We start from the raw sequence: 24,771 nt of genomic DNA on the forward strand, positions 1-24,771 counted from the left end.
GCGAAGAAGCGGTTTAGGGGAGCGGAACTGGTGGAGGACCACAAGATCGTCCAGCGGAACATCGCGCTGCAGCGCGAGTGGTACGGGGAGCCCCTGGGCGACCGCGTGCGCCGGCTCGTCGTCGCCTTCGACGTTTCGCAGGCGTTCCTGGCCGAGGTCCTCGGCATCAGCGCCCCCATGCTCAGCCAGGTGATGAGCGGGCGGCGCGCGAAGATCGGCAACCCGGTCGTGCTGGCCAGGATGATCATGCTCGAACGCAAGATCCTGGTCCCCGAGGTCGCCGCCGGCAACCGCGACGCGATGCTGGCCGCGATGGAGGACGTCCGTGACTCCCGGCCCACCGTCGGGCGCGACAACATCCCGGTGGTCAACGAGGACCAGGCCGTCCTGGCCTACCTGCGCGACCTGGCCGAGGACGAGGACCTCGGCGAGGCCGCCAAGCGGCTCGACGACGACTTCCCGGCGATCGCCGACCTGCTCCGCCGGGCCGGTCACGGCGGCTGATGCCGGCCCTGTTCAGCGCCCTGCTCCCGCCCGGCGACGTCGTCGACGCGGTCGCCGGGGCCCTGGGCGACCCAGGTGACGGACTGGCCTGGGAGCCACCGGAGAGGTGGCACGTCACGCTCGCCTACTACGGCCGGGACGACGCCGGCACCCGGGGAGCGTGGCTCGCGGACCGGCTGGCCGGCCGCCGCGCCGTCGACGTCCGGCTGGAAAAGGCCGCGACGTTCCCCGGGGTGCTGTGGTTGACTGTCGCCGGATCGGAGCTGACGCCGCTCGCGCACGCCGCGGGCGCCGACGCCGAGGCGAGGCCGTACCGGGCCCACCTGACGCTGGCGCGGTTCCCCCGGGAAGAACCCGGGCTCGCCGAGCGTTGGACAGCTCGGCTGGCCGGTTTCACGAGCCGGAACTGGCAGGCCACGCGCGTGGCGCTGATGACCAGCGAGCGCGAACCGGGCGGAACCCGCTACCGGGTGGCCCGCGAGTTCGAGCTGAAGGGCGCCTGAAGGCCCTGCTCAGAGTGACACGCGGCCAGAATGGTAACGTCAATGATCGGGTCCGGCTGCAGTCCGTGGCGGCCGTGACCGACTTCCCGGCGTTCATTCCGCGACCGGGGCCGCACGGCACTGATCATCTCGAGGAGTTATACAAGTGGCGCTGTCCACCGAAGAGAAGAAGTCGATCCTGGCCGAGTACGGCGTGCACGACTCGGACACGGGATCCCCCGAGGCCCAGGTCGCGCTGCTGACCAAGCGGATCGTCGGCCTCACCGAGCACCTCAAGGCTCACAAGCACGACCACCACTCGCGTCGCGGGCTCCTGCTGCTGGTCGGCCGTCGCCGCCGGCTGCTGAACTACGTGATGAAGGTGGACATCGAGCGTTACCGTGCGCTGATCCAGCGCCTCGGCCTGCGCCGATAGCTTGAACCCGAAGGGGAGTGGCCGCCGGTCGCTCCCCTTCGGTTTAAGAGAACAACGGCGCGAGCGCGCACGGGGAACCGTCCGCCGGTCCTCGGTAGTGGTTCCCGGGAAGAGTCCCGGGGACTTCGATCGAAGACCGGCATCACTCCTCGAGCGTCCTTGAGCGAAACGGGTCCCAGGGTGGGAGACTCGCGTCGTACGAAGGAACTAAAGAGGAGAAACACCCTATGACCGACTCCACCGGAGTCACCGTGCACGAAGCAGAAGCCGTGATCGACAACGGCCGTTTCGGCACCCGCACCGTCCGCTTCGAGACGGGCCGCCTGGCCAAGCAGGCCGCCGGCGCCGTCGTCGCGTACCTCGACGAAGAGACCATGCTGCTCTCGGCGACGACCGCGTCGAAGCACCCGAAGGACCACTTCGACTTCTTCCCCCTGACGGTGGACGTCGAGGAGCGCATGTACGCGGCCGGCCGCATCCCCGGCGCGTTCTTCCGCCGCGAGGGCCGCCCCTCGACCGACGCGATCCTGACCTGCCGCCTGATCGACCGGCCGCTGCGCCCATCGTTCACCGACGGTCTGCGCAACGAGATCCAGGTCGTCATCACGGTCCAGAGCCTGAACCCGGACGACCCGTACGACGTGCTGGCCATCAACGCCGCGTCGGCGTCGACCCAGATCGCCGGCCTGCCGTTCTCGGGCCCGGTCGGCGGCGTGCGCGTCGCCCTGATCGAGGACCAGTGGGTCGCGTTCCCGACCTGGTCGCAGCTCGCGAAGGCCACCTTCAACATGGTCGTCGCCGGCCGCATCGTCGGTGACGACGTCGCGATCATGATGGTCGAGGCCGAGGGCACCGAGAACACGCTCGACCTGATCGCCGACGGCGGCAAGGCGCCGGACGAGGTCTCGGTCGCGCAGGGTCTCGAAGCGTCCAAGCCGTTCATCAAGGTGCTGTGCGAAGCCCAGCAGAAGCTGGCCGACGTGGCCGCCAAGCCGACCGGCGAGTTCCCGGTCTTCCTGGCCTACGAGCAGGACGCCTTCGACGCCGTCGCCGCGATCGCGACCGACGACCTGGCGAACGCGCTGCAGATCGCCGGCAAGCAGGACCGCGACGCCGCGACCGACCAGGTCAAGGCCGCCGTGCTGGAGAAGGTCGGCATCAACGAGGGCGAAGCCTTCGAGGGCCGCGAGAAGGAGATCGGCGCCGCGTTCAAGGCGCTGTCCAAGAAGGTCATGCGCAAGCGCGTCCTCACGGACAAGATCCGCATGGACGGCCGTGGCCTGACCGACATCCGGTCGCTCTCGGCCGAGGTCGCCGTGATCCCGCGGGCCCACGGTTCGGCACTCTTCGAGCGTGGAGAAACGCAGATCCTGGGCGTCACCACGCTGAACATGCTTCGCCTGGAGCAGCAGATCGACTCGCTGTCCCCGGAGACGCACAAGCGCTACATGCACCACTACAACTTCCCGCCGTTCTCCACCGGCGAGACCGGCCGCGTCGGTTCGCCGAAGCGGCGCGAGATCGGCCACGGCATGCTCGCCGAGCGCGCCCTGGTCCCGGTGCTGCCGAAGCGTGACGAGTTCCCGTACGCGATCCGCCAGGTCTCCGAGGCGCTGGGCTCCAACGGCTCGACTTCGATGGGCTCGGTCTGCGCGTCCACCATGGGCCTGTACAACGCCGGTGTGCCGCTGAAGGCGCCGGTCGCGGGCATCGCGATGGGCCTCATCTCCGACGAGGTCGACGGCGAGACGCGCTACGTCGCGCTGACCGACATCCTCGGGGCCGAGGACGCCATGGGCGACATGGACTTCAAGGTCGCCGGCACCAAGGACATCATCACCGCCCTGCAGCTGGACACCAAGCTCGACGGCATCCCCTCCGAGGTGCTCGCCGCCGCGCTGAAGCAGGCGAAGGACGCCCGTCTCACCATCCTGGAGGTCATCGCCGAGGCGATCGACGGCCCGGACGAGATGAGCCCGTACTCGCCGCGCGTCACCAGCGTGAAGATCCCGGTGGACAAGATCGGCGAGGTCATCGGCCCGAAGGGCAAGATGATCAACTCGATCACCGAGCAGACCGGTGCCGACATCTCCATCGAGGACGACGGCACGATCTACGTGGGCGCGGCCGACGGCCCGTCGGCGGAGGCGGCGATCGACCTGATCAACGCCATCGCCAACCCGCAGCTGCCCAAGGTCGGGGAGCGCTTCCTCGGCACCGTGGTGAAGACGGCCGCGTTCGGCGCGTTCGTCTCGCTGCTGCCGGGCAAGGACGGCTTGGTGCACATCTCCAAGCTGGGCAACGGCAAGCGGATCGCCAAGGTCGAGGACGTCGTCAACGTGGGCGACAAGCTCCGCGTCGAGATCGCCGACATCGACAACCGCGGCAAGATCAGCCTGATCGTCGTCCAGGAGGAGGAGGCCCCGGCCGCCACTCCCGCCGCAGACGCCGACGCCGAGAAGGCCGACGCCTAAGCAGAACCAGTCAGCGTGAAGGCCTCCTGATCCGCTCGGTGCGGGTCGTGAGTGGTAATGCGGGTTCTAACCCTCATTACCACTCACGACCGTCGGCGGCAGGGGGCCTTCACGGCATCGTGAGTAAGGAACCCATGGCACGGCAGGTTTCCGGGCACGAGCAGCCCGTCGGCACCACCCGCACGCTGGAGTCCACTCCGGACGGTGCGGTCGTCAAGCGCAGCGTTCTGCCCGGTGGCCTGCGCGTGATCACCGAGCACGTGCCGGCGTCCCGCTCGGCGACGGTCGGGCTGTGGGTCGGCATCGGCTCGCGCGACGAGCCGGTCGCCGTCGCCGGGGCCGCGCACTACCTCGAACACCTGCTGTTCAAGGGAACCGCGCACCGCGACGCCAAGCAGATCGCCGAGGAGATCGACGCGGTCGGCGGCGAGTTCAACGCCTTCACCGCGAAGGAGCACACCTGCTACTACGCGCAGGTGCTCGACGCGGACCTGCCGCTGGCCGTGGACCTGGTCACCGACGTCGTGTTCGACGCGCTCTGCACCGACCGCGACATGGACATGGAACGCAGCGTCGTCCTCGAAGAGATCTCGATGCGCGACGACGACCCGGAAGACCTGCTGCACGAGACGTTCGTCAGCGCGATCCTCGGCGACCACGTGCTCGGCCGCCCGGTGCTCGGCACCGAGAAGTCGATCATCGAGATGTCGCCGGCCGCGTTGCGCGGGTTCTACAAGCGCCGCTACACACTGCCGCGGATGGTGCTGGCGGTGGCCGGGAACGTCGACCACAACCAGGTGCTTCGCCTGGTGCGCAAGGCTCTTCGCGACCGGTTGGCGGGCGACGCCACGCCGGTGGCGCCGCGCGAGGGCCGGGCGCGGATCAAGACCGTGCCGAAGCTGGCCCTGCACACCGACGACACCGAGCAGGCGCACGTCATGCTCGGCCTGCGGTCGCTGTCGCGTCACGACGAACGCCGGTTCGCCTTGTCGGTGCTCAACGCGGCGCTCGGCGGCGGCATGAGCTCGCGGCTGTTCCAGGAGATCCGCGAACAGCGTGGCCTGGCCTACCAGGTGTACTCGTCCGTCGCGAGCTACTCCGACACCGGTCACATGTCCGTCTACGCGGGCTGCCAGCCGGAGAAACTCGGCGACGTCGCGGGCGTGATCCGCGAGGTCCTCGACAAGGTCGGCGTCGACGGCCTGACCGACGCCGAGGTGGCCCGCGCCAAGGGCCAGCTGCGCGGCGGGATCGTGCTGGGCCTGGAGGACACGTCGTCGCGGATGTCGCGGATCGGCAAGAACGAGCTCAACTACGCCCACTACCTGGGCGTCGACGACACGATCGCGCGCATCGACGCCGTCACCACCGACGAGGTGTGTGCCCTCGCTCGCACTTTGTTCGCACGGCCGGGCGGGGTCACGGCGGCGGCGGTCGTCGGGCCGTACGCTCACGCCGACGACCTGCCCGATGACTTGCACGAGGTGATCGCTTCATGACCATCAACGTCGGTGTGCTCGGCGCGCGCGGCCGGATGGGCGCGACGGTGGTGAAGGCCGTCGAAGGCGCCGAAGACATGAAGGTCGTCGCCGCTTTGGACGACGGTGACGACTTCGCGGCGCTGGCCGAGGCCCAGGTCGTCGTCGACTTCACCCACCCCGACGCCGTGATGGACAACCTGAAGTACCTGGTGGCGCACGACATCCACGCGGTCGTCGGCACCACCGGCTTCAGCGAGGAGCGGCTCGCGTCGCTGCGCGGCCTGCTCGAACCGAAGCCGTCGCTGGGTGTGCTGATCGCGCCGAACTTCGCGCTGGGCGCGGTGCTGGCGATGCGCTTCGCGGCGCAGGCGGCGAAGTTCTACGCCTCGGCCGAGATCATCGAGCTGCACCACAACCGCAAGGCCGACGCGCCCTCGGGCACCGCCGCGCACACCGCCCGGATGATCGCCGCGGCGCGCGCGGAGGCCGGCGTGACGCCGGGCCCGGACGCGACGACGTCCGAACTGGACGGTGCCCGCGGCGCCACGGTCGAGGACGTCCGCGTCCACTCGGTCCGGCTGCCGGGGCTCGTCGCGCACGAGGAGATCCTGTTCGGCGGCGAGGGGGAGACCCTGACCATCCGCCACGACTCCCTGGACCGGACGTCGTTCATGCCGGGCGTGCTGCTCGGCGTGCGCACGGTGCTCACGCGCCCCGGCCTGACGGTCGGCCTGGAGAACGTGCTCGAGCTGTGAAGGCGCGCAACGTCGCGCTGCTGATGACGGCGGCGCTGGTCGTCTACCTGGTCCTGCTCGCGGACCGGGCGTTCGCGCTGTTCGCGTCGGGCACCGGCCTGGGCATCGCGCTCGGGATCGGCGTGCTGCTGCTGCCGATCCTGGGCGTCTGGATCGTCGTGGTGACCTGGCGCAACGGCCTGCAGATCCAGCGGCTGTCCCGCCGGCTGGACAGCGAGGGCGAGCTCCCGGACGTCTCCGACCTGCCCCGCCGCCCGTCGGGCCGGGTCGACCGCGACGCGGCCGACGCCTGGTTCGACCAGCGCCGCGCCGAGGTCCAGGCCGATCAGGAGAACTGGCGCGCCTGGTACAAGCTCGCGTACGCCTACGACATCGCGGGCGACCGCCGCCGGGCCCGCGAGACGATGAAGAAGGCCCTCGAGCTGGAAGCCGCCGACCACTGACCCATCACTTTCCCCAGGAAAGCTGCGCTGCGCCGCCCGTGAGCCGTCACTTTCCCTAGGAAAGATGCATCGCCTCACGCGGATTTCACTCGCGGCCGGGCAGGCGTCAGTGGTGCATCCAGCCCGCGAACACGGCGGGTGCGGCGGCGATCAGGCTGAAGCGGATCCAACGTCCGGTCAGGCCGGCCGTCAGGAACGTCGCCAGGCGCATCCGGACCAGCCCCGCCAGGACGCTCGTCGCCATGAACGGCGGCAGGCCGACCAGGGAGCTCACGCCGTACGTGCCGGCCATCCAGTGCGGGTGGCGGTGGCAGCGCTCGCGCAGCGCGTCGACCCGCGCGCGGATCTTCTTCGTCCGCAGCTCCCAGCGCACCTTGCGGGCCGTCATCGGGCGCTCGCGGTGCAGCCGGTCGTGCAGTGGTTTCGGTAGCTTGATGGTGCCGCGCGCGGCCAGGTAGTAGAGCGTCTTCCCGGCGATCTGGCCCACCGCGACGGCCGCGCCGAGCCACAGCCAGTGCAGGCCCGGGTGACTCGCGCACAGCCCGATCAGGAACACCTCGGCGTTGATCAGCGGCACGAGGGCCGAACCGAACGCGACGCCCAGCGTCAGCAGGATCCAGCTCATCGTGTCACCTCCTGATTTGCTCCCGGTCTTCCAAGTTATCAGTTCGAAATCTCCGCGCACTGGGGTTGGCCCTACTCTTCGGCCGGTGGTCCGCACCAGAAGATCACCTGCCGGACCGTTTCCGGCCACCTCCCGCTGGAACGCTGACGGCGTGGCCGCCGAGCAACCTCGTACGCCCGCTGACCGATTCGGCGCCCTGTGCCGGACCGTCGTGCGGTTTCTCCCCTGGGGTCTGTCGCGGATCGTGGCACCGACGTTTCTCGGCTTCTGCCTGATCAACGGCTTCACCTTCGGCCTCGACCTGGGCCTGCTGACCGTTTTCCACGGGCTGCTGGGCTGGCCGGTGTGGCTCGGCATCACGCTGGCGTACGGCTGCGCGTTCGTGGTCAGCTTCGTGCTGAACCGGACGTTCAACTTCCATTCCCACGCCGCCGTCGGAATCCAGCTCGTGCTTTACATCGGGGCGATCGCCGTCAATTACGCGGTGTTCCTGCTGGGTGTGGGCGCGGGACTGAGCGCGCTCGGCGTCGAATACCACCTCGCGCGGGTGCTGGCGGGCGCCGGCGAGGGCGTCTTCATGTACGCCGTGATGCGGTGGGTGCTCTTCCGGGACTCAGACGAGGGAGAGCTCGAGGGTTCCGGTGAGCCGGACCTCGCGCAGCATGCGCTCGCCGGTGTCGAGGGTGCGGACCGTGCCGTCGGGATTCCAGCCGGCCCGGCGGTAGAAGCCGAGCGAGGCGTGGTCTCCTTGGCCGACCCAGGCGATGCCGCGCACGGCGCCGTCGGCCCGCAGCCCCGCCGCGGCGGTCCCGAGTAGCCGCCCGGCGTGCCCGCGCCGTCCCCAGCGCGGCTCGACGAGCAGGTTGGCGATCAGCCCGGTGACGTCGGCGTCCGCGGGCAGGGACCCGTCGGCCGCGGCGACCTCGACGTCCGGGGCCAGGCCGGCGACGCAGAACCCGACGGTGAACTCGCCTTCGGTGGCGACGTAGACCTGGCTGTCCGGGTAGTCGATGGCCTCGGTCCAGGTGCCGACCAGGTCGGTGCCGTCCAGCTCGGCCAGGGCCTGCTTGCCCAGGAGGTCTTCGTAGGCGGCGTGCCAGGTCTCGCGCTGGATGCGGGCGATCTCCGCGGCGTCGGACAGGTCGGCGGGGCGGACGGCGGCGTCGCTCATGGACCCGAATCTATCGGGTCGCCGAAAACTGTCGGTGGTGGCTGGCACGATGACGTCATCATGCAGACGATCAGTGTCGCGACGGCCCGGAAGACGTTCCTGGCCGCGCAGGGCTTCGCCGACCCGCGTCCCTCCGGTGTGCCGTCGCGGCGGCACCTGAAACGCGTGCTTTCGCGCGTCCAGCTGCTGCAGCTGGACTCGGTGAACGTCGCGGTCCGGGCGCACTACATGCCGGTGTTCTCGCGCCTGGGTTCCTACGACCCCGCGCTGCTGGACAGCGCGGCGTGGTCGCACTCGGCGAAGCAGCCGCGGCTGCTGGTGGAGACGTGGGCGCACGAGGCGAGCCTGCTGCCGGTCGAGGACTGGCCGCTGATCCGGTCGGGCGCGAAGCGGGACGGCTGGTGGAAGCACTACGGGCCGCTGATCGAGAAGTCGCCGGGCCTGGTCGACGAGATCCTGTCGGTGGTCAAGGAGCTGGGCCCGATCGGCGCGGGCGGCATCGAGCGCCAGGTGGAGGCGGACGCGCAGCGGCGCGGCCCGGGGTCGTGGTGGGAGCGCTCGGAGGTCAAGCGCGTCTGCGAGTACCTCTTCGGCGTCGGCCAGCTGACCACGGGCACGCGCCGGTCGTTCGAGCGGCTGTACGACCTGACGGAGCGGGTGGTCCCACCGGAGATCCTGGCCGTCTCGGTATCGGCCGACGAGGGAGCGCGCGGCCTGATCGAGCGTTCGGCGCGCGCGTTGGGCGTCGCGACGGAGACGGACCTGCGCGACTACTACCGCCTCGGCCCAGCTCCGGCGCGCCAGGCGGTGGCGGAGCTGGTCGAGTCCGGCGTGCTGGAGCCGGTGGCGGTCCGGGGCTGGAAGGCCCCGGCGTACCGGCACTTCGAGGCGCGGACCCCCCGAGCGGTCACCGGCCGCGCGCTGCTGTGCCCGTTCGACCCGCTGATCTGGGAACGCGCCCGCACGGAGCGGCTGTTCGGGTTCCGCTACCGCATCGAGATCTACGTCCCGGAGCCGAAGCGGGTGTACGGGTATTACGTGTTCCCGTTCCTGCTGGACGGCGAGCTGGCGGCCAGGGTGGACCTGAAGTCCGACCGCGCGACGGGCGTCCTGCGCGTCCAGGGCGCCTTCGCCGAGGAGGGCGCAGACCTGGCGCGGCTGCTCCCGGAGCTGGCGGCGGAACTGAGGCACATGGCGGAGTGGCTGGGCCTGTCGGGAGTGGCGGTGGGCGCCCGAGGAGACCTGGCCCCGGCACTGGCGAAGCTGGTGCGCTGATGCCGGCCGGCCTGTCCCGGTCCGGCCGGGGCTGAACCCGCGCATCGGACCGGCCGGGGTGGTGGGCGAGCCCGGCGGCTGATCGGGATCCGGGGGCGCCGAGGGCGCGGCGGTCTTGGTGGCCGATCCGCTCGGCCTGGCGGTGGGCGGGGTTGTGGTGGCGCGCGGCTGGAGCTGCGTGGGCTTCAGTGGAGCTGGATTCGTCCGGCCAGCGGCGCGGGTTCGAAGCTTGAGCTGGGTGAGCGGGGTTGCGGTGGCGTGCGATCCGCGCGGCCGGAGCAGTGTGAGCCATGAACCTGCTGCGCAGCATCGAAGCCGGCCGCTGTGGTGAGCGAGCTGCACCGGCTGGAGGTCGCGGGGTTCCTCGCCTAGTACCCGCGCGTCTGCGCCGATTCCGTCGCGAAGTCGTCCGCCAGCCGCGCGATCGTCGCGCGACCCTCCACAAGGGACACCCAGTCCCACGGCAGCACGTCGTCGCCGTGCCATGCGCCGAGCAGGTTCCCGCAGATCGACCCCGTCGAGTCGCTGTCGCCGGAGTGCGTGACGGCCAGCCGGAGCCGGGCGCGGAACGTCGTCTCCGGGTGCGCGTCCGGGACGCTCACCGGTGCCAGCGCCGCGTAGACGGCGATCGCCAGCGCCTCTTCGGCCACCCAGCCACCGCCGAGGGACTCGACCTTCTCGGGCGAGGGATCGCCCGAAAAGGCCAGATCCAATGCCTGACGCAACGCGGCCAGCGTCTCCTCGTGCGCCGGGTAGCGCGCGAGCAGCCGCATCGACCGCAGCACCGCCGCTTCCAGGGACTCGCCTTCGAGCAGGTACGCGATCATCGCCGCGAACGCGCCCGCCGCGTGGTAGCCGGTCGGGTGGCCGTGGGTGATCCGCGCGCAGTTCGCCGCGACGACGTAGGCGTGCCGCGCGTCGCCGGCGAACCCGAACGGCGCCGAGCGCATCACCGTGCCGCAGCCCTTCGAGTCCGGGTTCACCGGACCCGGCCGGCCGTCCGGCTCGGCGTAGGTGTCCGGGGTGTAGGCCGCGCGAAGGCCGGAGAGGCACGCCGAACCCGGCGCTCGCCGCGCGTAGAGCCACGGCTCCAGCCGCAGCTGCCCGGCCCGGTGCCGCCGGCCTTCCGCGGGCGGCGGTGCCGGGTGCTCCTGCGTGTCGAGCCAGCGAAGGTACGCGTCGTGCACCAGCTGCGCCATCGCGCCGCCGATGCCTTTCGCCTGCGCGCGGACCCAGCCGCGGTGGAAGCCTTCGAGGCTGAACAGCGTCATCTGCGTGTCGTCGGTGATCTCCGCGACGCCCTCGGCGTTCGCCACGAGGCCGACCGGCCGCCGGATCGCCGCGAGGGCCTGGAACTCGACCGGGTTGCCCAGCGCGTCACCGATCGCGCCGCCCAGCAGGCACCCGCGCAGCCGCGCCCGGTACACCGCGCGCTCGGTCTCCACCGTCATGCCGCCATCCTGGCACCCGGACGTGAAGAACGGGCCGTTCCCGGTACCCCCACCGGGAACGGCCCGTCACCCCCTCATTCAGCCGGCCGCGCGCGTCACCACGGCGTTGCCGGAGCCCGTGCGGGCGCGGACCTTCAGCGTCACGCCGCCCGCGGGGGCGGCGCCGGCGACGTCCAGCTCGCTGGAGACGCGGCCGCCGCTGGAGGTCAGGTCGACCTCGGCGGTCGTGCCGCCGCGGATGCCGATGCGGACCTCACCGGAGCCGGTGATCAGGTCGAGCGTGCCGGCGCCGGCGTCGGCCACCGAGAGGTCGCCGCTGCCAGTGCGGGCCATCACCTCGCCGGTCACCGCGCCCAGCCAGACGTCGCCCGTGCCGGTCGCCAGGGTCGCCGAGCCGGCCAGGGACGTCGCCTCGACGTTGCCGCTGCCGCTGCGCAGCTGCAGGCCGCCGAGTGTCGGGCCGAGCTTGATGGCGCCGCTGCCGGTGCGCACGGTCGCCGCGCCGTCGGCCCGGTCGAGCTTCACCTCGCCGGAGCCGGTCAGCACGTCGACGCGCCCGGCCGAGCCGGCGACGGTGACGTCCGCCGCGCCCGCCCGCACCTCGACGTGCGAACCCGCCGGCGCGTGCACGGTCACCGACAGCGCGACGTTGCGCAGCTGCCAGGCCTTCGGCGCCTGGACGACCAGGCGGTTCCCCAGCTTCTCGATCCGGCTCTGCTTGACCGCTTCGGCGGGGGAGGCCGTCGGGTCGACGCCCAGCTGGTCGCCGAAGCGCTCGCCGACCCAGGACAGCAGGTTGTTGACGCCCTCCACCCACGGCTGCTGCTCGCCCTGGTCGTGCCGCAGCTCGACGCGGGCGCCGGACTCGCGGTCCAGCACCAGCTCCACGCGCCCGATCGTCACGGCGACGTCCAGCTCGAGCGGCCCGCCGGCCTCGAACTCCTGGACGCGCACCAAGCCGTCGGCCGTGGTCTCGTCGGTGCGGGCCTCTTCGGCGTGGGTTTCTTCAGCGGAAGCCTGCTCGGTGGGAGTCTCGTCGGCCGGAACCTCCGAGGCGGGCGGTGTCTCGTTCGGTGTCGTCTGCTCTTCGCTCATGGTCGTTTCCCCTCAGCCCTCGACCCAGCCGTGCAGGCGGGAGCCGCTCTGGTCGCTCTTGGAGTGGTGCTTGCGCCCGCCGCCCAGCCCGCCGAGGCCGCTGCCGCCCAGCCCGCCGTGGCCCAGCGCGCCCTGGACCGCCTGGGAGACGAAGGTGTTCAGCGAGACGCCCTGCGCCTGCGCGGCCCGCTCGGCCTGGCCCTTGATCTGGTCGACCAGCCGCAGCGTGATGCGCGTGATGTCACCGGTGTCGATCGGTGGTGGTGGTGTGGTGTCACGTGGTGTCGCCCGTGGTGCCGGTTCCTCCGCGGCGCCGGTGACGACCACGCGGACGTCCCGGCCGTCGAGCCGGACGTCGACGACTTGGCCGGGTAGGCTGGCGGTGACCTCGGCGGCGAGGTCCGCGAGCGCGTTCATCAGCGTCAGGCGGACCGCCGGTTCGAGCGCGGCCGACAGCAGGGCGGCCGCACGCCGGGTGTGCTCATCCCCGGCGGAGGCCGTGTTCGCGAGGTCCTCGCGGAGGTTGGCGATGTACGGCGTCAGGTCCATGACACCACTATGACGTCACTTCTGACATCGGTCAAGGCGATCGCGGTGTCAAGGCTGGTGTCATGTGTCGCCCGGGAGTGGCCGCCCTCACGCGGTTAGGCTGCGCTGGAGTCGTGGAGTAGGGCCGGGAGAAGGAGTGCGGACGTGGCCGAAACCGTGTCACCCAAGGTGCAGCTGATCGCGAAGACGGAGTTCTTCCCGCCTGAGGACGTGCCGTGGTCGACCGACGCGGACGGCGGCCAGGCGCTCGCCGAGTTCGCCGGGCGCGCCTGCTACCAGTCGTGGAAGAAGCCGAACCCGGTCACCGCGACCAACGCCGGCTACATCGAGCACATCATCGACGTCGGCCACCTTTCGGTGCTGGAGCACGGTTCCGTCAGCTTCTACATCAGCGGCATCTCGCGATCGCTGACCCACGAGCTGATCCGCCACCGCCACTTCTCGTACTCGCAGCTGTCACAGCGGTACGTGCCCGAGCGCAACGCGGCCTTCGTCGAGCCCGAGGTGATCGCGAACGACCCGGCGCTGCATGAGAAGTTCCTCGCCGCGGCCCAGGCGAGCGTCGACGCCTACACCGAGCTGCTCGCCGGGCTCGAGGAGAAGTTCGCCGACGTGCCGAGCGCGACCCTGCGCCGCAAGCAGGCCCGCCAGGCCGCGCGCGCCGTGCTGCCGAACGCGACCGAGACCCGCATCGTCGTCACCGGGAACTACCGCGCGTGGCGCCACTTCGTCGCGATGCGCGCCACCGAGCACGCCGACGTCGAGATCCGCGAGCTGGCCGTGGAGTGCCTGCGGCAGCTGCAGAAGGCCGCGGCGAACATCTTCGCGGACTTCACCATCTCGACGCTGCCCGACGGCACCGAGATCGCCACGAGCCCGAAGGTCCTCGAAGGCTGATGAAACGCCTCGCGATCGACGTCCGGCCCGGCGAGTACGCCGTCGTCCGGCTGCCCGCGGACGCCCCGGTGCCGGCGGAGCTGCTCGCTCCCGGCGAACCCGCGTTCGTCTCGGTGACCCGGACGCCCGAAGAACTGTCGGTGATCTGCCCGGCCGGGCGCGAACCGGCCGGCAGCTCGGCCGCGGAGGACGGCTGGCGGCTGCTGTCGGTCCGCGGCCCGCTCGAGTTCACCCTCACCGGCATCATCGCCGCGCTGGCCTCGGAGCTGGCCGCGGCCGGTGTCGCGCTGTTCTCGATGTCCACGTTCGACACCGACCACATCCTGGTCCGCGCGACCGAGCTCGACCACGCCGTCAAGGCGCTGCGCGAGTCCGGCCACGAGGTCGCCCACCCCTGACTCGTTGTCCGTGAAGGCCTCCTTACCGGCTCTTAGGGCCGGTAAGGAGGCCTTCACGGCTTTTCGGGGTACCCGGGGGTGACCGAGGTGGGAGCGATCACCCTTGTCAGGCAAAGTTCGGCATGCCTAAACTTCGGTTTTGGGTCCCCGACATCCGGTTCGAGAGGCAGGCGCCATGGCTGTGACCGAGGCCGCCCGGCCGAAACTGGTGTCGCGCCTGCGCACGGGCTCGGCCCTGCTCGGCCCGGCGTTCGTCGCGGCGATCGCCTACGTCGACCCCGGGAACGTCGCGGCCAACATCAGCGCCGGCGCCCGCTACGGCTACCTGCTGGTCTGGGTGATCGTCGTCGCGAACCTGATGGCCGTGCTCGTCCAGTACCTGTCCGCGAAGCTCGGCCTGGTCAGCGGGATGTCCCTGCCGGAGGCCCTGCGCGCCCGGCTGTCCCGCCCGGCCCGGATCGGGTACTGGCTGCAGGCCGAGGTCGTCGCCATCGCCACCGACCTGGCCGAGGTCGTCGGCGGCGCCATCGCGCTCAACCTGCTGTTCGACCTGCCGCTCGTCGTGGGCGGCCTGATCACCGGCGCGGTGTCGCTGACGCTGCTGGCCGTGCAGGACCGCGGCGGCCAGCGGACGTTCGAGCGCGTCGTCACCGGCCTGCTGCTGGTCATCGCGATCGGCTTCCTGGCCAGCCTGTTCGTCGAGCCGCCGTCGGCGTCGGGCACGCTCGGCGGGCTGGTCCCGCGCTTCGAGGGCTCCGGCAGCGTGCTGATCGCCGCCGCGATGCTCGGCGCGACGGTCATGCCGCACGCCGTCTACCTGCACTCCGGCCTGGTCCGCGACCGCCACGGCCGGGCGGACGCCGGCAGCCGCCGCCGGCTGCTGCGCGCCACCCGCGCCGACGTCGGCCTGGCGATGCTCCTGGCCGGCGCGGTCAACCTCGGCATGCTGCTGCTCGCGGCCACGAACCTGCAGGGCCAGGAGGGGGTCGACAGCATCGAGGGCGCGCACGGCGCCGTCGCCCACGCCCTCGGCCCCGGCATCGCGCTGATGTTCGCGATCGGCCTGCTCGCATCCGGCCTCGCGTCGACGTCCGTCGGGGCGTACGCGGGTGCGATGATCATGCAGGGCCTGCTCCACAAGCGGGTTCCGCTGGTCCTGCGCCGCCTGGTCACGCTCACCCCGGCTATCGTGGTGCTCGCGCTCGGTGCCGACCCGAGCGCGGCGCTGGTCGTCTCGCAGGTGGTGCTGTCGTTCGGGATCCCGTTCGCACTGGTACCGCTGATCCGCCTGACGGCCGACCGCGAGCTGATGGGCGCGGACGCCAACCATCGCCTGACAACGGTGGCGGCGTCGCTGATCGCGGCGGTCATCATCGCGTTGAACCTGGTGTTGATCTACTTGACCTTCACCGGCTGACACCCCACGAGCAGGGAGGCCGCGACCATGGCCTGGATCTTCGCCCTCAACGCCGAATGCGGGGGGCGTGAGACCCACGCCCGGGATCTCGCGCGCCACTTCGAGGGCTGGCCTTCGCGCATCTTCACCGCCAACGGCGGCTGGTGGTGCGGAGTGGCACCCGAGGGGGTGGGCGAGCGCGGCGTCGAGTCCGACGAGGACGCGACGGCCGTCACCGCGGCCGGGCGCCGGCTCTACTGGCAGCTCCGGACCGCGCCGCCGGTCTACCGCTACGCCCTCGCCGGTCCGAAGACCGACGAACTCCGCAGCTACGACCAGCTCATGGCCCAGGACCTGACGCTCGTGCCCGGTCTCGTGGTCAGCGAGGACATCTGGTTCGCGACCGGTCGGCGGTCCGACTTCAGCGACTTCGCCCCGGGCTACCGCTGGATCCCGTACCACGGCGAAAGGTACGCCCCGGCTCGCTGAGTCACGAATTGCGCGGAACCCGAGGCGCTCCGCGGCGGTCCGACTAGCATCTGCGCGACCGCCGCCTGAAGGAGCACCGTGACCGACGAACAGACCCGTCCGTACCCGCCGCGGGCGCCCGCCACGCCTGGTCAGCGGGTTGTCGCGGGCCGTTACGTCCTGCTCGGCGAGCTCGGGCGGGGCGGCATGGGCGTCGTGTGGCGGGCCCAGGACCAGGTGATCGGCCGCCAGGTGGCGGTCAAGGAGCTGCGGCTGCCCGACGCCGAGTCCGCCGCCGTCTTCTCCGAGCGCGCGCTGCGCGAGGTGCGCACCGGCGGCCGGCTCAACGACCCGTCGATCGTCACGGTCTACGACGTCGTCACCGACGGCGGCACCACGTTCATCGTGATGGAGCTCGTCGAGGCGCCGTCGCTGGCCGACCTCGTGCGCCAGCGCGGCCCGATGCACGCGGCGCAGGCCGCGCAGCTGGGGGAGCGCGTGCTCACCGCGCTGCAGGCCGCGCACAAGGCCGGGATCGTGCACCGCGACGTCAAGCCGGCGAACATCCTGGTCGCGCCGGACGGCCGGGTGAAGCTGACGGACTTCGGCATCGCCCACGCCATCGACGACCCGCGCCTGACCACCAGCGGGATGATCGTCGGCTCGCCCGCGTTCATGGCGCCGGAGCGCGTCGAAGGCCGGGAAGCCATGCCCGAGTCCGACCTGTGGTCGCTCGGCGCGACGCTGTTCTACGCCGTCGAGGGCACGATGCCGTTCGAGCGGGCGACCACGGCGGCGACGCTGCACGCGATCATGACCGAGATCCCGTACCTGACCCGCGGCCACGGCCCGATCGCCGCGGTGATCCTCGGGCTGCTGGTCGCCAAGCCGGAGGCCCGGCTGACCACGGCCCAGGCCCAGAACCTGCTGGCCACGGCCCAGGGCGCGCGGCCGACCCCGCCGGGCGGCACGGCGATGCTGCAGGGCGGCCCGCCGACCCGGATGGCGCCGCAGCCGCCGAAGAAGAACCTGCGCGGGCTGTGGATCGCGCTCGCCGCGGTGCTCGTGGTGGCCGCCCTGGTCGGCGGGTTCTTCGCCGGCAAGGCCTTCGAGAAGCCCGCGGTCGACGCGCAGAAGCAGCCGACGATGACCTACGGCATCGGTGGCCAGATCCGCGCGGCCATCGGCAGCTACTACCGGTGCTTCAACGCCCCGGTGCAGGACGGCGCGATCATCAGCGAGGACGACAACAAGTCCGAGTGCGACAAGAGCCACTCGCTGGAGGTCTACGAGATCGGCGGCCTGCTGTCGGTCGAGAACTGGAACACCGAGGACGTCGCGGTGGCCGCCTACCCCGGCCTGGACGCGGTGAAGGCGAGCGCCGAAGCCGCCTGCGCGACGGCGTTCCGCTCCTCGATCGTGCCGGAGGCCAAGCGCACCGGCCTCACCTACCGCGCGCTCGTGCCCACCGCGGCCGAGTGGACGGGCACGCCGGTGAAGGGCGAGGAACCCAGCCGCGACTTCTACTGCGTCCTCACCAAGGCCGACGGCGGCCCGATCACCGCGCCGATCGTGACCAAGGTCAAGTAGAAGTTCCGGGACGAACGGCCGGACCCCGGAAATCCTCCGCACTTTCCCGCACCCGACCAGGTCGGCGCGGTTTTCGTCGGGGGGAGGAGGTACCGTCTCAGCATGTCCAACCCACCAACCGCCGCGCCCGGACGGCCGTTCGGGCGCGTGCTCACCGCGATGGCCACCCCCTTCGACGCCGACGGCGCGCTGGACCTGAAGCGGGCGCAGGAGCTGGCCGAGCACCTCGTGGAGCTGGGCAACGACGGCCTCGTCATCAACGGCACCACCGGCGAGAGCCCGACCACGACCGACGCGGAGAAGCAGGAACTCGTCCGCGCCGTGGTCGAGGCCGTCGGCGACCGCGCGACCGTCGTGGCCGGCGCGGGCACCAACAACACCGCGCACAGCATCGAGCAGGCCAAGCTGGCCGAAGCGGCGGGCGCGCACGGGCTGCTGGTCGTCACCCCGTACTACTCACGCCCCAGCCAAGCCGGGCTGTACGCGCACTTCACCACCGTCGCCGACAGCACCGGCCTGCCGGTGATGCTCTACGACATCCCGCCGCGCTCGGTCGTCCCGATCGAGGTCGACACGCTGCTGCGGCTGGCCGAGCACTCGCGGATCGTCGCGGTCAAGGACGCCAAGGGCGACCTGATCGCCGGCTCCGAGGTCATCGCCAACACCCACCTCGCCTACTACTCGGGCGACGACGGGCTGAACCTGCCCTGGATCTCCGTCGGCGGCACCGGCGTGGTGAGTGTGATCGGTCACGTCGTCGCGGGCCGGATCCGCGCGATGATCGACGCCTACGAGAACGGCGACACGTCCACCGCGCGCACCAACCACCGCGGCATGCTGCCGGTGCTGCGCGCGATGTCGCGGGTCGGCGGGGTCGCGTTCAGCAAGGCCGCGCTGAAGCTGCGGGGCTTCGACATCGGCGAGCCGCGGCTCCCGATCGTGGCCGCCACCGCCGAGCAAACCGCCCTGATCGCCGCCGATCTGGCCCAGGGCGGCGTGCCGCTGGGCGACACGGCGGCCCAGGACTGGCATGGTGAGCGGGTGGCACAAGCAGACTCGAGGGCCGCCTACGTGGCGCCGACCTCGCACACCAGCGTTGGGACCCTGCCTCGGTGAGCTCACTTCCCCCAGGTCCAGGCCCCACCAACGCCCCGCCCGAACTGCCCGCCGGGGCCCTGCGCGTTGTCGCGCTGGGCGGTATCGGCGAGGTCGGGCGCAACATGACCGTCTTCGAGTTCGCCGGCCGGCTGCTCATCGTCGACTGCGGGGTGCTCTTCCCCGAAGACGACCAGCCCGGCGTCGACCTGATCCTGCCCGACTTCCGCGCGATCGAGGACCGCCTCGACGACATCGAAGGACTGGTGCTCACCCACGGGCACGAGGACCACATCGGTGCCGTCCCGTTCCTCCTGCGCCTGCGGCCGGACCTGCCGATCTACGGCTCGAGGTTCACCAACGCCCTGCTCGCGGCCAAGGCCAAGGAGCACCGGCAGCGGCCGAAGCTGATCGAGGTCCGCGAGGGGGAGCGCCGCGACGTCGGCGTGTTCAACCTCGAGTTCTTCGCGGTGAACCACTCGATCCCGGACGCGCTGGCCGTCGCCATCCGCACCCCGGCGGGTGTCGTCCTGCACACCGGTGACATCAAGCTCGACCAGCTCCCGCTCGACGGGCGCCTCACCGACCTGGCCGGCTTCTCGCGGCTCGGCGACGAGGGCGTCGACCTGTTCTGCGTCGACTCGACCAACGCCGAGGTCCCCGGGTTCGTGATGCCCGAGCGCGACATCGGCCCGGTCCTCGACGACGTCGTCCGCCGCGTCGGCCAGCGGGTCATCGTGGCCTGCTTCGCCAGCCACGTGCACCGCGTCCAGCAGGTGCTCGACGCCGCGCAGCGGCACGGCCGCCGGATCGCGTTCGTCGGCCGGTCGATGGTCCGCAACATGGGCATCGCCGCCGACCTGGGCCTGCTCAACGTGCCGGACGGCCTGCTGGTCGACCTCGACCAGGCGAGCGGCCTGCCGGAGAGCAAGGTCCTGTTCGTCTCCACCGGGTCCCAGGGCGAGCCGCTCTCGGCGCTGTCGCGGATGGCGCGCGGCGAGCACCGGCAGATCTCGATCCGCGCGGGTGACACCGTCGTGCTGGCCAGCTCGATGATCCCGGGCAACGAGACCGCGGTGTTCGGCGTGGTCAACGGCCTGACCCGGCTCGGCGCGAACGTCGTGCACCAGGGCAACGCCAAGGTGCACGTCTCCGGCCACGCGTCGGCGGGCGAGCTGCTGTACCTGTACAACGCGGTCCGGCCGAGCAACGTGATGCCGGTCCACGGCGAGTGGAAGCACCTGAAGGCCAACGCCGAGCTGGCGATCCGCACCGGCGTCGCGGCGGACAACGTGGTGATCGCCGAAGACGGCGTGGTCGTCGACCTGGTCGACGGCAAGGCCTCCCGCACCGGCCGGGTCGAGGTCGGGCACGTCTACGTCGACGGCCTCTCGGTCGGCGACGTCGGCGAGTCGACCCTGTCCGACCGGCTGGTGCTGGGCGAAGGCGGGTTCATCTCGATCAGCGTCGCGATCGAATCCGCCACCGGCCGCCCGGTCAGCGCCCCGACGGTGTCCGGCCGCGGCTTCTCCGACGACCCGAAGGCGCTCGCCGCCGTCGTGCCGCTGGTGGAGATGGAGCTGGCGCGCACGGAGGCCGAGGGCATCACCGACACCCACCGCATCGCCCAGGCGGTCCGCCGCGTGGTCGGCCGCTGGGTGGCCGACACCTACCGCCGCCGTCCGATGATCGTCCCGACGGTCATCCCGGTCTAGACCCTTCGAAAGTACGCAGAACGCCTTCGCCTCCTCCGGGAGTGCGAAGGCGTTCTGCGTTTCTTAGCCCGTCCGGACCACGTGCGGCCAGTGGACTGCGGACTAGCCTTGAGTCTCACCCGCCTCGGGAAGAGAGGCCGCGCCGATGGGACGTCATTCGCCGGACGGGCGACGACGCCGCTTGCTCGTGCCCGCCCTGGCGACCGGGCTCGTGGTCGTCCTCGGTGCCGCGGCCTGGGTGACCGTCTCGGTGGTGCGATCCGCGCCGGCCTGCGAGCACCCGGCGAAGGTCCTGGTCACCGCGTCCCCGGACATCGCGCCCGCGCTGTCGCTGGTCGTCCAGGGCCTCGACCTCGGCTGCGATTCCATCGAGGTCCAGACCCGTGAGGCGACGCTGGCCGCCGAACGGCTCGCGATGTCCGACGGCACCCCGCGACCGCAGGTCTGGGTGCCCGACTCCACCCTCGCGCTGCGCCGCGCCCACCAGCTCGGCGCCGCCGACGTCCCGGAGACCGGCGCGTCGGTGGCCAGCTCGCCGGTGGTGCTGGCGGTCGCGGAAGCGGCGGCGAAGGGCCTCGGCTGGCCGTCGCGCACCTTGAGCTGGGCCGACGTCCTCGCGCCGGACGCGGCGGGGATCGTCACCGGCATGCCCGACCCGGCGCGTGACGCCGTCGGCGCGGCGGCCCTGTTCGGGATCCGGGCCACCGTGCGGTCGAACCCCGACGCCGCGGCGGCGTACGTCGCACAACTGCGGCGGTTCTCGACGAACACGCTCGGCGAGGGGAACGACCTCATCGCGCGGCTGCCGGGGTCGAGCGACGGCGCCGGCACGGGCTCGGTGACGGCGTTCCCGGTGTCGGAGAACTCCTTGCTGCGCCACAACGTCGAGGACGCGGCGTCGCCGCTGGTCGCCGTCTACTCGGCCGCGGTGCCCACGCTGGACTACCCGTTCGCCGAGCTGGGCGGGATCACGCCGGAGCAGCGCCCGATCGTCGACAAGCTGCGCGAGGCGATGCTCAACGGCTCGGGCGGCGACGCCATCGCGAAGACGGGCCTGCGCGCCGCGGGCGGCCAGGCGCTCCGCGGGCACGCGGACGACCCGCGCGTGTCACCGACGGGCTTCCGGACGCTCGGCATGCCGGACGCCGTTGACGTCGACTACCTGCTCAACCAGTGGGCCGGCATCAACCTGAGCGCGCGGGTGCAGGTGCTGCTCGACGTCTCCGGTTCGATGAACGCGCAGGTGCCGGGCACCGGCCTGAACCGGATGCAGCTGACCACCGAGGCCACGGCGAAGGCATTGCACCTGTTCAAGCCGACGACCCAGCTGCGGATGCTGGAGTTCTCGACCCGCTTGGACGGCGACAAGGACTACCGCGAGATCCTCCCGATGGCGCCGGTCGCCCAGCACCTGGCCAGCGGCGCGCTCGACAAGCTGAACCAGCTGAAGGCCACCGCCGACGGCGGGACGGGCCTCTACGACAGCGTGCTGGAGACCTACCGCACCGCGCGTCGCGAGTGGGAGCCCGGCCGGCTGAACCTGGTGATCGTCGTGACGGACGGCCGCAACGAGGACCCGAAGGGCATCAACCGCGCGGACCTGCTGACGGAGCTGGGAAAACTGCAGGACGCGAGACGCCCGATCCCGCTGATCGGCGTCGGCGTCGGCCCGGACGCGGACAAGACGGAGCTGGACGACATCACGAAAGCCACGGGCGGCAGCGCGTTCGTGGCCACCGACCCGACGAAGATCACGGAAGTGTTCTTCGGAGCCTTGAGCCGCATAGCCGGCGGCGGCTGACCCTCCACAGTGGACACTGTCAGGCCGTGAGGATCTCCGAGTTGCGTTGCACGACGTAGGCGCCGGCCAGCAGGATCGCCGCGCCGAGCAGCTGCGGCCAGGCGAGCTCCTCGCCCAGCAGCAGCCACGCCGCGACCGTCGTGATCACCGGTTCGACCAGCCCGAGCACGCTCGCCACCGACGCCGGCAGGTGCCGCAGCGACGAGATGCCGAAGACGTAGGCGAGCACCGTCGCCACCAGGACCAGCAGGGTCAGCAGCAGCCACACGGGCGGGTGCCAGGCCCCGAACTCGACGTCGACGTCGAGCAGGCGCACCGGCCACGTCCACGGCGGCGCGACGACGCACACCGCGACCGCGCCGAGCACCATGCCCCAGGTGACCAGGCCCAGCGGGTCGATGTCGGCCACCGCGCGCTCGCCGAGCAGGAAGTACCCGGCCGAGCAGAGGGCCGCGCCGACGCCGGCGAGCAGGCCGGTGACGTCCAGCGTCACGCCCTGCCAGACCTGCGCGACCATCGCGAGCCCGGCCATCGCGAGGGCGATGCCGCCCCAGACGGCCCGCGGCAGCCGGTGGCGCCGCACGAACCGGACCCACAGCGCGATGAGCACCGGCGAGACGAACTCCAGCAGGATCGCGATGCCGACCGGGATCCGGCCGGCGGCGACGAAGTACAGCAGCTGCACACCGGCCACGCCGAGCAGGCCGTACCCGAGCAGCACCGGGAGGTGCTCCCGGCGCACCTTCAGCTTCCGCGGCGCGAACAGCGCCACGCCGGCGAGCAGCACGACCCCGGCGAGCGTGATCCGCGCCGCGGCGACCTGTTCCGGGGTGACGCCGGCGGACATCGCCGACTTGCCCAGCGTGCCCGACGTGCTGAAGAACAGCGCGGCGAGCAGGACGAGCGTGGTCCCGCGGGCGCGGGAGGTGACCCGCGGCGGCGCGACGACGGGCAGTTCGGTGGTCACCCTCGCGACTCTAGGGGCCGCGGGCGTCACCACCAAAAGAGTTTTCCCGGTTACTCCGGCTGCTTGAGGCCGGTCGCGACATGCGTCGTGATCGTGGCCAGCCGCCGCCCCTGGAGGCGCAGCGCGCCGAGCGCGAGGTCGTCCGGCGCGGCCGACTTGCGCGAGACGAACGAGCCGCCGTACGGGTTGCCGGACTCCTTCAGGTGCGGGTCGGTGTAGCCGAGCGGCACGACGATCGCGCCCCAGTGGTAGAAGACGTTGTTGATCGCCAGCAGCGTCGACTCGAGGCCGCCGTGCGCGGTCGACGCCGTGGTGAACGACGTCGCGACCTTGTCCGCGAGCTTTCCCTGCGCCCACAGGCCACCCGTGCTGTCCAAATAGGACTTGAGCTGGGCGGCCGGGCCGCCGAAGCGGGTCGGGCTGCCCACTGCGAGGCCGTCGGCCCACAGGAGGTCGTCGAGCGTGGCGAGGTCGTGGTGCGGGCCGGAGTCGACCCAGGTCTGCCAGCGGGGGTTGGTGGCGATCGCGGCCGGCGGCACCGTCTCCGGCACGGTCCGCACCCGCACCTCGGCCCCGGTCTCCTTGGCCCCCGAGGCGAGGGACTCGGCGAGGGCGGCGGTGTTCCCGGTCGCGCTGTAGTAGACGACGAGTATCCGTGTGCTCACGTCCGCCGACTCTAGGGGCTGATGGTCACGTGTCCCAGAATCCGGACGGCGGCTGGCGGTGCTACTGGGGCCTACCGCGGCTACCGGGGCTTCCACGGGCTGACGGTGTCGGTCGGCCGCGTCGGGTCGTGGAAGCGCGGCCGGTCGAGCTCGCCGGTGCGCAGCGGGATCAGGCCGTCGGTGATCGCCTGCATGATCTTCGCGTGCGCCCGCACGCCGGCGCCGGGGCGTTCCGGCTCGACGTCCGCCAGGTCGACGGGGTCGCCGAAGTGCACCCGGAACTTCGGCCGGCGCAGCGGCGCGCTGAGCCCGGAGCGGGCCAGCGGGAGCAGGTCGGCCGGGCCGTTGACGGTCTCGGTGCCCCAGTAGACGGCCTCGTGCGCGCCCCACTGGCTGATCGGGATCACGGGGACGCCCGCGGCCAGCGCCAAGCGGGCGGCACCGGTCTTGCCGCGCTCCGGCCACAGGCCCGGGTCGTGGCTGATCCGGCCTTCGGGGTAGACGATGATCGGCTCACGGGTGGTCTTCATCGCCTCGACGGCCTCGGCGAACTGCCCGACGGCGGTGCCGGCGTGCTTGCGGTCCACGCGCAGGTGCCCGCTGACCCGCAGCGCCGGCCCGATGACGGGCGCGTCCAGGATGCCGCCGGCCAGCATGAAACGCGGGTTGATCCCGATCCGCTTGCACGCGGCCATCAGGACGAAGGCATCGAACACACCGATGTGGTTGGCGGCCATCAGCAACGGCCGCCCCCGAAGCTGCGCCGGAACCCGGCCGGACACGGTCAGCCGCCCGACGAGGTTCACCAGCCCGCGGTCGATGTTCAGCATGGTCCGCCAGATGGCCGGGGCACGGCGGGACGAGTCGTCGGTGCGCAGCGCGAACATGCGCAGAGCATGGCAGACGCCGGATTTCACCCGGATGGCTGCTCGGCTGCGTCACGAACGGGCCGTCGGTGACGTTCTTGACCGGGATCGACCGACCGACCGACCGACCGGCCGGCCGGCCGGTCGGGTCGGCCGGTCGGGTGGGGGCGAA

24 protein-coding genes and 1 pseudogene are annotated in these 24,771 nt (G+C 71.6%); 17 read left to right on the plus strand and 8 right to left on the minus strand.

Features of this window, described 5'->3' with window-relative positions; genetic code table 11:
• The first annotated feature begins 30 nt into the window (after nt 1-30).
• From OHS58_RS02555 to OHS58_RS02585, 7 genes are all read left to right on the plus strand, one after another.
• Nucleotides 31-504 (plus strand): helix-turn-helix domain-containing protein, encoded by a 474-nt coding sequence (locus tag OHS58_RS02555; protein ID WP_247054687.1) that lies wholly within the window; start codon nt 31-33, stop codon nt 502-504.
• Nucleotides 504-1,007 (plus strand): 2'-5' RNA ligase family protein, encoded by a 504-nt coding sequence (locus tag OHS58_RS02560; protein ID WP_328647008.1) that lies wholly within the window; start codon nt 504-506, stop codon nt 1,005-1,007. The genes OHS58_RS02555 and OHS58_RS02560 overlap by 1 nt, the downstream gene beginning before the upstream one ends.
• Before the next feature lie 145 nt (nt 1,008-1,152).
• Nucleotides 1,153-1,422, plus strand: coding sequence for a 30S ribosomal protein S15 (gene rpsO / locus OHS58_RS02565; protein ID WP_003084034.1), 270 nt, complete (start codon nt 1,153-1,155; stop codon nt 1,420-1,422).
• 227 nt (nt 1,423-1,649) lie between these two features.
• A complete protein-coding gene (locus OHS58_RS02570) occupies nt 1,650-3,896 on the plus strand; it encodes a polyribonucleotide nucleotidyltransferase (RefSeq protein ID WP_326943058.1) in 2,247 nt (748 codons plus the stop codon).
• 134 nt (nt 3,897-4,030) lie between these two features.
• Nucleotides 4,031-5,395, plus strand: coding sequence for a M16 family metallopeptidase (locus OHS58_RS02575; protein WP_328647009.1), 1,365 nt, complete (start codon nt 4,031-4,033; stop codon nt 5,393-5,395).
• Nucleotides 5,392-6,132, plus strand: coding sequence for a 4-hydroxy-tetrahydrodipicolinate reductase (gene dapB, locus OHS58_RS02580; protein WP_328647010.1), 741 nt, complete (start codon nt 5,392-5,394; stop codon nt 6,130-6,132). Before OHS58_RS02575 ends, dapB begins: the two co-directional genes overlap by 4 nt.
• Nucleotides 6,129-6,575 (plus strand): tetratricopeptide repeat protein, encoded by a 447-nt coding sequence (locus OHS58_RS02585; RefSeq protein ID WP_247054677.1) that lies wholly within the window; start codon nt 6,129-6,131, stop codon nt 6,573-6,575. Before dapB ends, OHS58_RS02585 begins: the two co-directional genes overlap by 4 nt.
• A gap of 106 nt (nt 6,576-6,681) precedes the next feature.
• Here OHS58_RS02585 and OHS58_RS02590 read toward each other — a convergent pair whose 3' ends face one another.
• Nucleotides 6,682-7,200: a hypothetical protein gene (locus OHS58_RS02590; protein ID WP_247054675.1), complete on the minus strand. Its 519-nt coding sequence runs from the start codon at nt 7,198-7,200 to the stop codon at nt 6,682-6,684.
• Between the two features lie 244 nt (nt 7,201-7,444).
• Between OHS58_RS02590 and OHS58_RS02595 the strand changes: the two are divergent.
• A pseudogene (locus OHS58_RS02595) lies at nt 7,445-7,795 on the plus strand (GtrA family protein); the annotation flags it as partial.
• A gap of 18 nt (nt 7,796-7,813) precedes the next feature.
• Here OHS58_RS02595 and OHS58_RS02600 read toward each other — a convergent pair.
• On the minus strand, nt 7,814-8,371 hold the full coding sequence (locus OHS58_RS02600) for a GNAT family N-acetyltransferase (protein ID WP_326943055.1): 558 nt from the start codon (nt 8,369-8,371) through the stop codon (nt 7,814-7,816).
• Nucleotides 8,372-8,431: 60 nt separating this feature from the next.
• On the opposite strand from OHS58_RS02600, the gene OHS58_RS02605 reads away from it, so the two are divergent.
• A complete protein-coding gene (locus OHS58_RS02605) occupies nt 8,432-9,646 on the plus strand; it encodes a winged helix-turn-helix domain-containing protein (RefSeq protein WP_328647011.1) in 1,215 nt (404 codons plus the stop codon).
• Nucleotides 9,647-10,014: 368 nt separating this feature from the next.
• Here the strand turns inward: OHS58_RS02605 and OHS58_RS02610 are convergent, their stop codons facing one another.
• From OHS58_RS02610 to OHS58_RS02620, 3 genes are all read right to left on the minus strand, one after another.
• A complete protein-coding gene (locus OHS58_RS02610; protein ID WP_328647012.1) occupies nt 10,015-11,097 on the minus strand; it encodes an ADP-ribosylglycohydrolase family protein in 1,083 nt (360 codons plus the stop codon).
• A gap of 78 nt (nt 11,098-11,175) precedes the next feature.
• Entirely contained in the window at nt 11,176-12,192 is a 1,017-nt protein-coding gene (locus tag OHS58_RS02615) for a DUF4097 family beta strand repeat-containing protein (protein WP_328647013.1), read from the minus strand.
• A 12-nt stretch (nt 12,193-12,204) separates the two neighbouring features.
• Nucleotides 12,205-12,741 carry a toxin-antitoxin system HicB family antitoxin gene (locus OHS58_RS02620; RefSeq protein WP_247054661.1) on the minus strand — a complete coding sequence of 179 codons (537 nt, stop codon included), beginning with the start codon at nt 12,739-12,741 and terminating at the stop codon, nt 12,205-12,207.
• 144 nt (nt 12,742-12,885) lie between these two features.
• On the opposite strand from OHS58_RS02620, the gene thyX reads away from it, so the two are divergent.
• The 8 genes from thyX to OHS58_RS02660 all read left to right on the plus strand — a co-directional run bounded on the left by thyX (nt 12,886) and on the right by OHS58_RS02660 (nt 22,101).
• Nucleotides 12,886-13,638, plus strand: a complete 753-nt coding sequence (thyX, locus tag OHS58_RS02625; protein WP_247054659.1) for an FAD-dependent thymidylate synthase — start codon at nt 12,886-12,888, stop codon at nt 13,636-13,638.
• Nucleotides 13,638-14,036, plus strand: coding sequence for an ACT domain-containing protein (locus tag OHS58_RS02630; protein ID WP_247054657.1), 399 nt, complete (start codon nt 13,638-13,640; stop codon nt 14,034-14,036). Before thyX ends, OHS58_RS02630 begins: the two co-directional genes overlap by 1 nt.
• Nucleotides 14,037-14,211: 175 nt before the next feature.
• Complete coding sequence (locus tag OHS58_RS02635; protein WP_326943051.1) at nt 14,212-15,453, plus strand: Nramp family divalent metal transporter; 1,242 nt, start codon at nt 14,212-14,214, stop codon at nt 15,451-15,453.
• Nucleotides 15,454-15,480: 27 nt separating this feature from the next.
• On the plus strand, nt 15,481-15,921 hold the full coding sequence (locus OHS58_RS02640; protein ID WP_326943050.1) for a hypothetical protein: 441 nt from the start codon (nt 15,481-15,483) through the stop codon (nt 15,919-15,921).
• Nucleotides 15,922-15,999: 78 nt separating this feature from the next.
• The gene (locus OHS58_RS02645; RefSeq protein WP_326943049.1) at nt 16,000-17,490 is read left to right on the plus strand and encodes a serine/threonine-protein kinase; all 1,491 of its coding nucleotides are present in this window, start codon (nt 16,000-16,002) and stop codon (nt 17,488-17,490) included.
• 102 nt (nt 17,491-17,592) lie between these two features.
• A complete protein-coding gene (gene dapA / locus OHS58_RS02650) occupies nt 17,593-18,606 on the plus strand; it encodes a 4-hydroxy-tetrahydrodipicolinate synthase (RefSeq protein WP_326959806.1) in 1,014 nt (337 codons plus the stop codon).
• Nucleotides 18,603-20,300: a ribonuclease J gene (locus OHS58_RS02655; protein WP_326943047.1), complete on the plus strand. Its 1,698-nt coding sequence runs from the start codon at nt 18,603-18,605 to the stop codon at nt 20,298-20,300. Before dapA ends, OHS58_RS02655 begins: the two co-directional genes overlap by 4 nt.
• A 145-nt stretch (nt 20,301-20,445) precedes the next feature.
• Complete coding sequence (locus OHS58_RS02660) at nt 20,446-22,101, plus strand: VWA domain-containing protein (RefSeq protein ID WP_328647014.1); 1,656 nt, start codon at nt 20,446-20,448, stop codon at nt 22,099-22,101.
• 19 nt (nt 22,102-22,120) lie between these two features.
• Here the strand turns inward: OHS58_RS02660 and OHS58_RS02665 are convergent, their stop codons facing one another.
• The 3 genes from OHS58_RS02665 to OHS58_RS02675 form a co-directional block, all read right to left on the minus strand.
• The gene (locus tag OHS58_RS02665) at nt 22,121-23,068 is read right to left on the minus strand and encodes an EamA family transporter (protein ID WP_326951838.1); all 948 of its coding nucleotides are present in this window, start codon (nt 23,066-23,068) and stop codon (nt 22,121-22,123) included.
• A gap of 50 nt (nt 23,069-23,118) precedes the next feature.
• On the minus strand, nt 23,119-23,733 hold the full coding sequence (wrbA, locus tag OHS58_RS02670; protein ID WP_328647015.1) for an NAD(P)H:quinone oxidoreductase: 615 nt from the start codon (nt 23,731-23,733) through the stop codon (nt 23,119-23,121).
• Nucleotides 23,734-23,813: 80 nt separating this feature from the next.
• Nucleotides 23,814-24,620: a lysophospholipid acyltransferase family protein gene (locus tag OHS58_RS02675; RefSeq protein ID WP_328647016.1), complete on the minus strand. Its 807-nt coding sequence runs from the start codon at nt 24,618-24,620 to the stop codon at nt 23,814-23,816.
• Nucleotides 24,621-24,771 lie beyond the last annotated feature (151 nt).

Origin of the sequence: Amycolatopsis sp. NBC_00348, assembly GCF_036114655.1 — a bacterium.
GTDB lineage: Bacteria > Actinomycetota > Actinomycetes > Mycobacteriales > Pseudonocardiaceae > Amycolatopsis.